Origin of the sequence: Citrobacter sp. Cu231 (genome assembly GCF_030332265.1) — a bacterium.
Classification (GTDB): domain Bacteria; phylum Pseudomonadota; class Gammaproteobacteria; order Enterobacterales; family Enterobacteriaceae; genus Citrobacter; species Citrobacter meridianamericanus.
The window spans coordinates 1-11768 of record NZ_JAOWIE010000033.1 but is presented as its reverse complement, the minus strand read 5'-3'; the positions used below and the strand labels follow the sequence as shown (position 1 = coordinate 11768).

General features: G+C 50.6%; 8 protein-coding genes, 7 pseudogenes and 1 other annotated feature. Of the genes and pseudogenes, 9 read left to right on the top strand and 6 right to left on the bottom strand.

What is annotated here, in order from left to right; genetic code table 11:
- The 3 genes and pseudogenes from OGY15_RS10955 to tnpA all read right to left on the bottom strand — a co-directional run.
- Nucleotides 1-821 (bottom strand): annotated as a pseudogene (locus OGY15_RS10955) (IS66-like element IS679 family transposase); the annotation flags it as partial.
- 19 nt (nucleotides 822-840) lie between these two features.
- Nucleotides 841-1188 carry an IS66 family insertion sequence element accessory protein TnpB gene (tnpB, locus tag OGY15_RS10950; protein WP_000624622.1) on the bottom strand — a complete coding sequence of 116 codons (348 nt, stop codon included), beginning with the start codon at nucleotides 1186-1188 and terminating at the stop codon, nucleotides 841-843.
- Nucleotides 1188-1865 carry an IS66-like element accessory protein TnpA gene (tnpA, locus tag OGY15_RS10945; protein ID WP_001339397.1) on the bottom strand — a complete coding sequence of 226 codons (678 nt, stop codon included), beginning with the start codon at nucleotides 1863-1865 and terminating at the stop codon, nucleotides 1188-1190. The genes tnpB and tnpA overlap by 1 nt, the downstream gene beginning before the upstream one ends.
- A 54-nt stretch (nucleotides 1866-1919) precedes the next feature.
- On the opposite strand from tnpA, the pseudogene OGY15_RS10940 reads away from it, so the two are divergent.
- The 3 pseudogenes from OGY15_RS10940 to OGY15_RS10930 all read left to right on the top strand — a co-directional run.
- Nucleotides 1920-2378, top strand: a pseudogene (locus OGY15_RS10940) (transposase); the annotation flags it as partial.
- 526 nt (nucleotides 2379-2904) lie between these two features.
- Nucleotides 2905-3027: pseudogene (locus OGY15_RS10935) on the top strand (hypothetical protein); the annotation flags it as partial.
- A gap of 90 nt (nucleotides 3028-3117) precedes the next feature.
- Nucleotides 3118-3590: pseudogene (locus OGY15_RS10930) on the top strand (transposase); the annotation flags it as partial.
- Nucleotides 3399-3515: a sequence feature (AL1L pseudoknot), on the top strand. Its footprint overlaps the pseudogene before it by 117 nt.
- 42 nt (nucleotides 3591-3632) lie before the next feature.
- Here OGY15_RS10930 and istB read toward each other — a convergent pair.
- Nucleotides 3633-4430 carry an IS21-like element IS21 family helper ATPase IstB gene (gene istB / locus OGY15_RS10925; protein ID WP_001703540.1) on the bottom strand — a complete coding sequence of 266 codons (798 nt, stop codon included), beginning with the start codon at nucleotides 4428-4430 and terminating at the stop codon, nucleotides 3633-3635.
- The gene (gene istA / locus OGY15_RS10920; protein ID WP_000952373.1) at nucleotides 4430-5602 is read right to left on the bottom strand and encodes an IS21-like element IS21 family transposase; all 1173 of its coding nucleotides are present in this window, start codon (nucleotides 5600-5602) and stop codon (nucleotides 4430-4432) included. Before istA ends, istB begins: the two co-directional genes overlap by 1 nt.
- Nucleotides 5603-5704: 102 nt before the next feature.
- Between istA and OGY15_RS10915 the strand changes: the two are divergent.
- The 3 genes and pseudogenes from OGY15_RS10915 to OGY15_RS10905 form a co-directional block, all read left to right on the top strand.
- Nucleotides 5705-5992: pseudogene (locus OGY15_RS10915) on the top strand (IS3 family transposase); the annotation flags it as partial.
- 672 nt (nucleotides 5993-6664) lie between these two features.
- The gene (ltrA, locus tag OGY15_RS10910; protein ID WP_001189111.1) at nucleotides 6665-8173 is read left to right on the top strand and encodes a group II intron reverse transcriptase/maturase; all 1509 of its coding nucleotides are present in this window, start codon (nucleotides 6665-6667) and stop codon (nucleotides 8171-8173) included.
- Between the two features lie 83 nt (nucleotides 8174-8256).
- Nucleotides 8257-8736 (top strand): annotated as a pseudogene (locus OGY15_RS10905) (IS3 family transposase); the annotation flags it as partial.
- A 563-nt stretch (nucleotides 8737-9299) separates the two neighbouring features.
- On the opposite strand, the gene papI reads toward OGY15_RS10905, so the two are convergent.
- Nucleotides 9300-9533, bottom strand: a complete 234-nt coding sequence (gene papI / locus OGY15_RS10900; protein WP_000006214.1) for a major pilus subunit operon transcriptional regulator PapI — start codon at nucleotides 9531-9533, stop codon at nucleotides 9300-9302.
- A gap of 553 nt (nucleotides 9534-10086) precedes the next feature.
- Here papI and OGY15_RS24825 point away from each other — a divergent pair.
- From OGY15_RS24825 to OGY15_RS10885, 3 genes and pseudogenes are all read left to right on the top strand, one after another.
- Nucleotides 10087-10251 carry a PapB/FocB family fimbrial expression transcriptional regulator gene (locus tag OGY15_RS24825; protein WP_001305388.1) on the top strand — a complete coding sequence of 55 codons (165 nt, stop codon included), beginning with the start codon at nucleotides 10087-10089 and terminating at the stop codon, nucleotides 10249-10251.
- A 207-nt stretch (nucleotides 10252-10458) separates the two neighbouring features.
- Nucleotides 10459-11027 (top strand): annotated as a pseudogene (gene papA, locus OGY15_RS10890) (P fimbria major subunit PapA).
- A 28-nt stretch (nucleotides 11028-11055) separates the two neighbouring features.
- Nucleotides 11056-11753 (top strand): IS1-like element IS1A family transposase gene (locus OGY15_RS10885; RefSeq protein WP_225528490.1). Its coding sequence is split into 2 segments (ribosomal slippage): nucleotides 11056-11305 and nucleotides 11305-11753, totalling 699 coding nucleotides; the frame shifts between segments, so codons are not numbered across the junction.
- Nucleotides 11754-11768 lie beyond the last annotated feature (15 nt).

The following is an 11768-nucleotide window of genomic DNA, read 5'->3' as shown; positions in this document are numbered from 1 at the left end:
GTCCGGGTTTTACCGCTGCCCGGCTCCTGGACCGGGACGGGGATATCATCAGCATGGACTTTACCGGGCATCAGCACATACTGGCGCAGGACGTCATACAGCGGCTCCAGCAGTTCAGCAACGGCACCTGTCCAGCGCCCCAGCGTGGCGCGGCTCAGCTCCACGCCCTGGCGACGGTATATTTCTGACTGGCGGTATAACGGCAGATGGTCTGCATATTTCCCGGTAACAACATGGGCCAGAAGCCCCGCTCCGGCATAACTGCGTGCAATGGGTTTTGAAGGTACTGTTGCCTGCACGATATGGTCGCACCGACAACAGGCCAGTTTCGGACGTTGTGTTTCGATAACCTTAAAGGCGCTGCTGATAAGCTCCAGTTGCTCTGACACATCACACCCCAGAGGACTGAGGTCACCACCACAGGCCGGGCAGCATTCCTCTTCCGGCCGGATGACCCGGGTTTCACGGGGAAGTGAGGCCGGTAACGGTTTACGGGCTGAAGACTGGCGCAGGGCGGATGGCAGTACCGGGTCATATTGCTCACCCAGCGTTTCCGCCATTTCTTCCTGAAGTGCGCTGATTCGCTCCTGTGCTTCCTGTATCTGCCGTTCGGTTTTTGCACGAAGTTTTTCTGAGCTTTTACCGAACTGCATACGTTGCAGTTTCGCAACCAGCGCCTTCAGCCGGTTGATTTCGGAAGCATAAGCCGCCACCCGCTGTGAGAGCAGGCGGTTGTATTCAGCCATCTGGCGGATGGTGTCCTGTTGCGTCTGCAACAGTGCCCGCAGGCGGGCGTTCTCATGAGCAAGTGAGGTGTCCATATCCTCACTTTACAACGGGTTATATGCGGATTCCAGCGCGTTCCGTTCGTTTCGGGTGCTTCCAGTTGATACCTTCAAGAAGCATGGATAACTGAGCCGGAGTAAGGTGCACCTTGCCGTCACGGGTGACTGGCCAGACGAAGCGGCCCCGCTCCAGGCGTTTGGTGAAGAGGCACAGTCCGTCACTGTCAGCCCACAACACTTTTATCTGGTCACCCCGGCGTCCGCGGAAGATGAACAGGTGTCCGGAGAACGGGTCATCCTTCAGGACGTTCTGAACTTTTGATGCCAGGCCGTTAAAGCCATTTCGCATATCGGTGATACCTGCAACCAGCCAGATACGCGAACCTGCAGGGAGAGATATCATCAGTGGCTGCTCCCTTTTATTTCGCGGATAAGTGTCTGTAATAACGCCGGCGTCAGTTTACCTTTAAGCCTGAGAGTTCCGGCCGGCAGAACCAGCTCACAACACAGACTGTCGGACGGTGTATTTATCTGCTCTGGTTCCTGTGCGGGGGCCGGGATTTTATTATCCGGCTCCGGCGTTAACGTCACGGGAAGCAGTGCCGGCATATTTTTTCCGGAAGGCAGCAGGCCACCTTTCCGGTATTGATGGCGCCAGTTGAAGAGCAGGTTATCGTTGATTCCGTTTTCCCGGGCGATCTGCGCCACACAGGCTCCGGGCTGCAGTGACTGCTCCACTAAGGCGATTTTAAACTCATAAGGGAAGTTGGGCCGCCGGGGACGTTTTTTTACCACGGGGGCTTCGGATATAACGGTGCTTTCAGGACGTACGACTGGTACCGTGGAAAATTGTCCGTAAAGGCAGGCATCAAGTTCCTGCTCCGACATGCCTGCGGGCAAAGGCCACGAAAGGCCAGCTCTCCGAAAGCGCACGAACATACTACAAACTGTTGATTTTGGTACACCCAGGCGACGCCCGGCCACAACCCGGGGTAAATGTTCTTCAAAGTGAAGACGTAAAGCTTCAGTGATCCAGGTCCGGTGTTTCATACGATAGTGTCCATTAAAAATGATGGACATTATTTTTGTAGAGCCGGAGGAAACAGACCAGACGGTTTAAATGAGCCGGTTACGAATGAACATCCGCACCTCCCTGTTGAAAGTTGGCGTCAGGCAAAGGGGACCCGCTTTCTGTGGCAGTACAGCGATAAATGGATGACCAAATCCAGGCAGGAAAAGCTGATATGGCTGCGTGCACAGATGAAGCTGACAAGCCAGTGCTGGGCGCTGAAAGAGCTGGCAAAGGATATCTGGAACAGGCCATGGAGTGAGGAAAGACGTAATGACTGGGAGAGATGGCTGGCTCTGGCGGCCAACAGTGACGTTCCTATGATGAAAAACGCCGCGAAAACGATAGGAAAAAGGCTTTACGGGATCCTGAATGCCATGCGACACCGTGTCTCAAACGGAAACGCGGAGGCGCTTAACAGTAAGATCAGGCTACTGAGGATAAAAGCCAGGGGATACCGAAATCGGGAGCGCTTTAAGCTGGGCGTGATGTTCCACTACGGGAAACTGAATATGGCGTTCTGAGCCTTCCCACCATGATCAGGGAAAACCCATGTATCATCAGGTTATTATGTGAGCTGGTAAATCAGATTTTGCATGGACTGAAATCATGCTGTTATTTAGGGATAAAGAACCGGCTTTTTGTCCCGCCCCCTCGCCATTAATGAAAAAAAGAATGGAATGCTCCCTCTGAGGAGAAGGGCAGTAGAAAAAAGAACCCGCCAGCAAAAATATTGGGGATGAACAGCTTTCGCTACTCAGATTGCTGGCGGGTATAGTTCCTCATGAAATAAAAATACTACATAATCCTTTTAATGCAAATGATAATCATTGTCAATTGTTTGTGCGTGTTTTCTTCATACATGATTGGTAGTAAAGGTGATTCAGGCTATCAGTTTTTGCTGATGATCTTTTTATCTATAGAAAACATCAGCCAAGCTGGTTGGTTCAGTAACGCTTTCATCTTTGAGCATTTTATAAAAAATTCTTGAATTGTTAAAATAGATTAAAGTCTGGTAACAGCAAAAGTTAAACGAGAAATCAAAAGGAGGTCCCAAATCTGAAAATGAAGCATCTGCGTGATGATGTTGCAGCGGGACGTCGTCGGCTGTATATCAGAGCAATCTGTCCATCCCTGCGTGAAGCCCCGTTACTTTATTCGTACCCCTTATAATGGGGTGTTAGCCAGCCAGACCCGGCATGATTACTGTGAACCGCCCCGGGAATCCTGGAGACTAAATTCCCTGAGAAAGAGGTAAACAGGATGACTAAAAATACACGTTTTTCCCCCGAAGTCCGTCAACGGGCAGTTCGTATGGTTCTGGAAAGTCAGGACGAATATGACTCACAATGGGCGGCAATTTGTTCCATAGCTCCAAAGATTGGCTGTACGCCAGAGACTCTGCGTGTCTGGGGTCGCCAGCATGAGCGGGATACCGGGGGCGGTGATGGTGGGCTCACCACCGCTGAACGTCAGCGTCTGAAAGAGCTGGAACGTGAAAATCGTGAACTGCGCCGCAGTAACGATATCCTTCGCCAGGCTTCCGCTTATTTTGCGAAGGCGGAGTTCGACCGCCTCTGGAAAAAATAATGCCACTGCTGGATAAGCTGCGTGAGCAGTACGGGGTCGGACCGGTATGCAGTGAACAGCATATTGCCCCGTCAACGTATTACCATTGTCAGCAGCAGCGGCATCATCCTGATAAACGCAGTGCCCGTTGTCAACGCCACGATGTTTGACCGTTATTTGCCATTTTCATGCCCGCTAAGATACTTTCGTTACTGATGCTGTCCGCTTTTCACCATTTCATCATCACTGATTGGCGTTGTGTTTTTGGTCAGCACTCCAGCTTTACGTTTCTCTTTTAACCGGTAACTCTCTCCTTTGATATTCAGCGTGGTTGAGTGATGTAGCAACCGATCCAGTATCGCTGTTGCCAGCACGTGATCTCCGAACATTTCTCCCCAGTCTGCGAACCCTTTGTTTGACGTCAGTATGATGCTCGCTTTTTCATATCGACGGTTCAGTAGCCGGAAGAACAGGCTGGCTTCCTCTCTGTTCATCGGCAGATAGCCTATTTCATCCAGGATCAACACCCGGGCATAACTCAGTTGCTGCAGCTGACGCTCCAGCCGGTTTTCCTGTTTCGCTTTCATCAGTGTCGCGATCAGTCTGTCCAGTGGCATAAACAGTATCCGATGTCCCGCATCCACCGCTTTCACGCCAAGAGCTATGGCCAGATGAGTTTTTCCGACACCAGGAGGTCCCAGCAGGATCACGTTTTCGCTGCGCTCCACGAACGCCAGACCAGCCAGTTCCCGGACAACCTTACGGTCGATGCCCGGCTGGAAGGTAAAGTCGAACTGCTCCAGCGTTTTGACCCACGGCAGACGAGCCTGCTTCAGCCTGGACTCCATACCGCGCTGATGCCTGCCGTTCCATTCCTGCTGTAGCGCCATGCACAGGAACTCCCGGTAGTTCAGCTCTTTTTTAGCTGCCTGTTCCAGCAGGCTTTCAACGTGATAACTCAGATGCTCCATTTTCAGGCGACTCAGCAGGACTTCCAGCTCATGCATCACAACAGCTCCTCATAGGCACTCAGTGGTCGATGTTCCACCTGACTGACCTGCTGCCAGAGCGGGGCGTGATGCTCCGGCACTGTCTGCCAGCCAGACGATGCCGAACAGAGGCGATGTGAGGCCACCAGTTTCTCATTACTGTAGATCCGCAACTCGTCATCCAGCGATATTCGTATCGATACCGGCTGACCACACAGCGCTTCGGGAACGCTGTAACGATTACCACCAACCTCGATATAGCTGTCCCAGGACACATGGCGGATGTCGAAGTAACTGGTATCGAAGTCCGTATCCGGTAACGGCTGCAGATGTTCCTGCTCCAGCGCGAAGCGCTGTTCCGGCGTTTCTTTGAACTGGCGAAGTTCCCGTTTGTCAGCCACATCGGCTATCCATTGCTCCAGTTGTTGATTAACATGAGTGAAGCTGTCGAACCTGCGGTACCGAACGAAGAAGTTCTCCTTGAGGTATTTCACCATCCGCTCAACCTTACCTTTTGTTCTGGCCCTGCGTGGACGGCATGCCCGTGGCAGGAAGTTATAGTGGTCGGCCAGCAACAGGAATCCGGAGTTGAACACGACTTTCCCGTTGTTATTCTTCAGCACCGCAGCCTTCTGGTTATCAACCAGCACCGTTTTCACACAACCACCGAAGTAGCGGAAGGCGCGAACCAGTGATTCGTAGGTATGCTCAGCATCCTGTTTTGGTGCGGCGAAGACATGGAAGCGGCGGGAGAACCCCAGCGTATTAACCGCAAAGTTAACTTTGCACCGTTGCCCGGCAACCTCCACCTCAACTTCGCCCCAGTCGTGCTGGAGCTGGTATCCAGGCTGAGTTTCGAAGCGAACTGTTCTTTTTGACGGACGCATTTTACGTTTGGGCTGGATGTAGTAACGCAGCATGGAACGTCCGCCCGTATAACCCATTGCCTTAATCTCCGCAAAGATAACCTCACTATTCCAGACATTCTCTGCCAGGCGCATGTCGATGTAATCCATAAACGGTTTCAGCTTAACCATTTTGTGGCGGGTCTTTCTGGCTGGCGGTTCAGGGTATTTGAGGTAGCGTCTGACCGTCCGTTCAGAGCAACCAATCTGAGTCGCAATATCGACAATGTACGCGCCCTGCTGGCGCATTTGCTTTATCATGTAAAAGTCCTCTCTGCTCAGCATGTTGATGTCCTTTCTGGTGTGAGAACCTTAAGGAAACAACATGTTGGGTGGAGCGGACAATCCAAATGGTGAATTACCGTCTTATATCACTGGCGCTGACACCGTGCGCAGCGCGATGACTGGCTGAAGAGAGAGATACAGCGCGTATACGATGAAAATCATCAGGTGTACGGTGTGCGTAAAGTCTGGCGTCAGTTGTTACGGGAAGGAATCAGGGTGGCCAGATGTACAGTGGCGCGCCTCATGGCGGTTATGGGACTTGCCGGTGTTCTCCGGGGTAAAAAGGTCCGCACTACCGTCAGCCGGAAAACCGTTGCTGCAGGTGACCGCGTAAACCGTCAGTTCGTGGCAGAACGTCCTGACCAGCTGTGGGTGGCTGATTTTACTTACGGTGTGCCCGGAGTTCAGGGCGGGCATGGATGCTTAAATGAACCGCGAGTCTGTCTGGAATATTGAACCGGTAACTCACGATGAGAAACCCAACAATCCCACCGGGTGTGACGGTGGAGAACCTGAGCGGCAGTGACCTGCGGCATGCCCGCAGGGTGATGTAACCCGCTGACAACGGGGATTGAGGCGAGATCACTAAGCCGAGATGATCCTCAAGGTTAAGTACTGAAAGGCTGAAGAACATGAACCCGTTAATCCGCCTCTGTGGGTTGAAAACGTCACCACGGCCTACGTGATCTGACAGGCCGTGCAGGAGGAACTGGCAGTGATACGTAAGCACTGCCGGTCGAAGGTGTTTTGACATGTATGCGAAACACCGGGGCAGCAGCGTCTATCACACTTGCGTTGCTGACTTCTGCCAACTTGCGGCAAGCAAGGATAAAGAGTGCGACGGGCAGCCTCCTCAGTATGCCTGAGTCCAGGCAGGTAAACCGGGGAAGGTCAGCGACGGATGTTAAGGGGGCATGGCTCCGATGACGCGCTGGCTGGCGGAGCTTCCGTAGTAGTCCGCGATGGGGAAAGCCCATTACATGGCGAAGGGAAGCAGTTTGAATGTGTTTGCGACGTGAATTAACTGACCTAACGAGGTGAAGACCTTTGATAATCAGCGAAATGCAACGCAAGCTTGCCACATGGGCAGCCACCGATCCGTCCCTACGGATTCAACGGCTGCTGCGTCTGATAACACAACCAGAATGGCTGGCTGAAGCGGCGCGGATCACGCTTTCATCAAAGGGGGCCCATACCCCCGGCGTTGATGGCGTGAACAAAACAATGCTACAGGCCAGACTGGCTGTTGAGCTGCAAATCCTCAGGGATGAATTACTCTCAGGCCACTACCAGCCCTTGCCCGCCAGACGGGTTTACATCCCTAAAAGCAACGGCAAACTGCGACCACTGGGTATCCCCGCGTTGCGGGATCGTATTGTTCAGCGGGCCATGCTGATGGCGATGGAGCCGATATGGGAGAGTGATTTTCATACGCTCTCATATGGCTTCCGGCCTGAGCGCAGTGTCCACCACGCGATCCGCACGGTGAAATTACAGCTCACAGACTGTGGTGAAACCCGGGGACGCTGGGTGATTGAAGGCGACCTGTCCAGTTACTTCGACACCGTACATCATCGACTGCTGATGAAGGCTGTACGCCGCAGGATCAGTGACGCACGTTTCATGACTCTGCTGTGGAAAACCATCAAGGCGGGACATATCGATGTCGGTCTCTTTCGGGCGGCCAGTGAAGGTGTGCCACAGGGCGGTGTTATATCGCCGCTATTATCGAACATCATGCTGAATGAGTTCGATCAATACCTGCATGAGCGCTACCTGAGCGGGAAAGCCAGAAAAGATCGGTGGTACTGGAATAACAGTATCCAACGGGGCCGAAGTACGGCGGTCAGAGAAAACTGGCAGTGGAAACCCGCGGTGGCGTACTGCCGCTATGCCGATGATTTTGTCCTCATCGTCAAAGGCACCAAAGCACAGGCGGAAGCCATCAGGGAGGAGTGTCGGGGTGTGCTCGAAGGCAGTCTGAAACTCAGGCTGAACATGGATAAGACTAAAATCACCCATGTTAATGACGGCTTTATCTTTCTGGGGCACAGGATCATTCGCAAACGCAGTCGTTATGGCGAGATGCGAGTGGTCTCAACGATCCCGCAGGAGAAAGCCAGAAACTTCGCCGCATCGCTGACAGCACTGTTATCAGGCAACTACAGTGAAAGCAAAGTCGATATGGCTGAACAACTCAACCGAAAACTGAAAGGCTGGGCCATGTTCTATCAGTTCGTTGATTTTAAGGCCAAAGTCTTCAGTTATATCGACCGTGTCGTGTTCTGGAAGCTGGCTCACTGGCTGGCCCGCAAATACCGTACAGGTATCGCTTCCCTGATGAGGTGGTGGTGTAAATCACCGAAACCGGGTCAGAGCAAAACGTGGGTTTTATTTGGTAAAACCAATCACGGCAAGCTCAGCGGCGAAATACTGTACCGGTTGGTGGGGCAAGGCAAGAAGCTGTTCCGCTGGCGGCTACCCGAAGGTAATCCCTATCTGAGGACGGAGACCAGAAACACGTATACATCGCGCTTTACAGAAGTGGCAATGGCGTTCGCCAGCATTTAAATGGAGAGCCGGATGCGCTGAAAGGTGCACGTCCGGTTCGGGGAGGAGAGGCAGGGAAATAGTCCGACTACGCCCTGCCTCTTACTCTACTCAGCACATGGCAGGGCTTCGTCTATGTGGCGTTCATCATTGATGTGTTTGCCGGATACATCGTGGGGTGGTGGGTCTCATCGTCTATGGAAACGACATTCGTGCTGGATGCGCTGGAGCAGGCGTTGTGGGCCCGCCGTCCGTCCGGCACCATCCATCACAGCGATAAAGGCTCTCAGTATGTGTCACTGGCCTATATGGAGCGATTAAAAGAAGCAAAACTGCTGGCATCAACAGGGAGTACAGGCGACTCGTATGACAACGCGATGGCGGAGAGCATCAATGGTCTTTACAAAGCGGAGGTAATACACCGTAAGAGCTGGAAAAACCGTGCAGAAGTGGAACTGGCCACACTCACGTGGGTGGACTGGTATAACAATCGATGATTGCTGGGAAGGCTGGGCCATACTCCTCCGGCAGAAGCAGAAAAAGCTTATTATGCTTCCATCGGAAACAATGATCTGGCAGCCTGAGTTCACAGATAAAACACTCTCCAGGAAACCCGGGGCGGTTCAGTAATATCTGATCGTAACGGACGGACGCTGGAATTAACCGATGACCGCAGCACAGAGAGTAGGGGATGCGGACGGTCAAAGATCGTGGAGTTGGATTTTATAAATCTGTCTCCAGTAGTAGATGAACTGAATACAAAGTTGCCAGAGAGTGGTCTGTCAGGCAGGGAATCAGAAACCGGATATTATTGACTGGTACATTGTGTCGGGCTGTGTACGTTCTCCCCGGACAGACAGTCTCAGTTCGTAGAATCTATAAATTACTGCTACTGATGCTGCCGGGGAAAGGTGTAACGAAAAAGCAGCCTCCGTTACCGGACAGCAAGAAGGCTGAATGAAGTTTATGGCGTTTGTATTTTGTAATGTCTGGCCATGCAGTAAATCCAGACAGGTTTTTATTATCATGTGAAGTATTCTGACATAAAATACTAAATTTCTATTTTGTGATGAATGCTGCAAAATTGAATCTGCACTCTGATGTAACTTTTATCTGTTTCAGTGAAGCATGCCCACAGATTGAGTTATTAAGTTGTGGAAGAACAGCTCTGCCCCGCCTGCTTCTCTCCTTTCAGAAGCCAGTATGTTGCCATGCCTCGCCTTAATGGAGAGCGCTGAACCACACCTTCTTTTTCCAGTAATAACAGGTAATAGCGTGCCTGATAATCCGTTACCGCCAGCGCCTCCGCAATTTCTGCGGTTTTCCCTCCATTATGCCTGTTCAGAAATTCCAGTATTTCATTCTTCATATATTCACTCATCTCACTGTAACAAAGTTTCTTCGAATAATAAAAATCATGCTCTCTGTTATCAACGGAAAGGTATTTTTATTCTCTGTGTTTGCTTTATTTGTGCAATTTAGTGAATTTGCTTTTTGTTGGCTTTATTTGATGTGTATCACATTTTGTGTGTTATTTTTCTGTGAAAAGAAAGTCCGTAAAAATGCATTTAGACGATCTTTTATGCTGTAAATTCAATTCGCCATGATGTTTTTATCTGAGTGTATTCTTGTTGTTAGCATTTTATTCTGGTTTAATTTTGTTTTGTGGGTTAAAAGATCGTTTAAATCAATATTTACAACATAAAAAACTAAATTTAACTTATTGCGTGAAGAGTATTTCCGGGCCGGAAGCATATATCCAGGGGCCCGACAGAAGGGGGAAACATGGCGCATCATGAAGTCATCAGTCGGTCAGGAAATGCGTTTTTGCTGAATATACGCGAGAGCGTGCTGTTGCTCGGCTCTATGTCTGAAATGCATTTTTTTTACTGATAGGTATTTCTTCTATTCACAGTGACAGGGTCATTCTGGCTATGAAGGACTATCTGGTAGGTGGGCACTCCCGTAAGGAGGTCTGCGAGAAATACCAGATGAATAATGGGTATTTCAGTACAACACTGGGGAGACTTATACGGCTGAATGCTCTTGCAGCAAGGCTTGCACCTTATTATACAGATGAGTCATCGGCATTTGACTAAATTATGGCATTCCGGAGTTTCTGGAAGATAAAAAAAGAAGCCCTTGTCAGAAAGCAGACAGGTTATATCAGTATTCTGTCGATAAATAACCTGCCCTGAAAATACGAGAATATTATTTGTATTGATCTGGTTATTAAAGGTAATCGGGTCATTTTAAATTGCCAGATATCTCTGGTGTGTTCAGTAATGAAAAAGAGGTTGTTATTTATGATTAAGTCGGTTATTGCCGGTGCGGTAGCTATGGCAGTGGTGTCTTTTGGTGTAAATGCTGCTCTAACTACTCCACAGGGGCAGGGTAGAGTAACCTTTAACGGAACTGTTGTTGATGCTCCATGCAGCATTTCTCAGAAATCAGCTGATCAGTCTATTGATTTTGGACAGCTTTCAAAAAGCTTCCTTCAAGCAGGAGGCGTATCCAAACCAATGAATTTAGATATTGAATTGGTTAATTGTGATATCACTTCATTTAAGGGGGGGGAGGAGTCTCGGCAGCAAAAAAAGGGACTGTGAAGCTGGCTTTTAGTGGTCCAAGGGTTTCTGGTCATAATGAGGAGTTAGATACCAGCGGGGGGACAGGTACTGCGATTGTAGTTCAGGCTGCAGGTAAAAACGTTTCTTTCGATGGCACAGAAGGTGATGCTAATACCCTGAAAGATGGTGATAATGTGCTGCATTATACTGCGATTGTTAAGAAGTCGTCAGCCAATAATGCCCAAGTCACTGAGGGTGCTTTTTCTGCAGTCGCAACCGGTGATGCTGCCAACTTACTGATTTAGTGTATGATGGTGTTTTTGAGGTGCTCCAGTGGCTTCTGTTTCTATCAGCTGTCCCTCCTGTTCAGCTACTGACGGGGTGGTGCGTAACGGCAAAAGCACCGCCGGACATCAGCGCTATCTCTGCTCTCACTGCCGTAAAACATGGCAACTGCAGTTCACTTACACCGCTTCTCAACCCGGTACGCACCAGAAAATCATTGATATGGCCATGAATGGCGTTGGATGCCGGGCAACAGCCCGCATTATGGGCATTGGCCTCAACACGATTTTACGTCACTTAAAAAACTCAGGCCGCAGTCGGTAACCTCGCGCATACAGCCGGGCAGTGACGTCATCGTCTGCGCGGAAATGGACGAACAGTGGGGCTATGTCGGGGCTAAATCGCGCCAGCGCTGGCTGTTTTACGCGTATGACAGGCTCCGGAAGACGGTTGTTGCGCACGTATTCGGTGAACGCACTATGGCGACGCTGGGGCGTCTTATGAGCCTGCTGTCACCCTTTGACGTGGTGATATGGATGACGGATGGCTGGCCGCTGTATGAATCCCGCCTGAAGGGAAAGCTGCACGTAATCAGCAAGCGATATACGCAGCGAATTGAGCGGCATAACCTGAATCTGAGGCAGCACCTGGCACGGCTGGGACGGAAGTCGCTGTCGTTCTCAAAATCGGTGGAGCTGCATGACAAAGTCATCGGGCATTATCTGAACATAAAACACTATCAATAAGTTGGAGTCATTACC